The sequence below is a fragment of the Microbacterium sp. 69-10 genome (assembly GCF_001897945.1).
In the GTDB taxonomy this organism is placed as follows: Bacteria; Actinomycetota; Actinomycetes; order Actinomycetales; family Microbacteriaceae; genus Microbacterium.
Genome location: NZ_MKRT01000001.1, coordinates 22,098 through 22,631, shown reverse-complemented (window position 1 = coordinate 22,631; position 534 = coordinate 22,098). Strand labels below are relative to the sequence as shown.

The window sequence follows — 534 nt, the reverse complement described above, 5'->3', positions numbered from 1 at the left end:
TTCCACGTGCCGTCGTCGGAGACGGGGATCGGCGTATTGCCATCCCACGGCCACGGCACCGGCTGCACGCTCGTGCCGCAGTAGATGTATACGTTCGCCGTGAACCGGGAGATGGTGCCGTCGGCGCCGAGGTCGAAGCCGACGGTGCGGCCGCCGCCGGAGATCGTGCCTGAGTAATGACCGACCGGTGCTGCGGGTGCGGCCTGAGCCATAGTGCTCCCGGCCGCGACTCCGGCCGCCGCGAGCAGCACTGCCAGCATTGCGGCCGCCACTCGTTTCATCACTCGTGCCGGTCGTGCGGCTGTTCTGCCCAACATGGATGTCATCCCTCTCTGCCTCAACCCTCGTCGGCGTGCCCGGAGCTGACGTCAGGCGAGAGCCCCGGATGCAAACCGGTGATCAGCAGTAGATCAGTCACAGGCGCAGCGGGCGCAGATGCGGGGCGAATGCCGAACGATTCCGAACACCCCGGTGGATCGTGCCCGACTGGTCGACGATTGCCGCGCGGATAGAATGGGGATGCCCGTGATCACG

Annotated in this window: 1 protein-coding gene; it reads right to left on the bottom strand. The window is 66.9% G+C overall.

All coding sequences use genetic code 11. The features are described from left to right. Positions 1 to 260, bottom strand: a 260-nt coding sequence (locus BGN97_RS00130) for a hypothetical protein (RefSeq protein ID WP_292696920.1), incomplete at its 3' end; no start/stop codon positions are given. Positions 261 to 534: the final 274 nt, after the last annotated feature.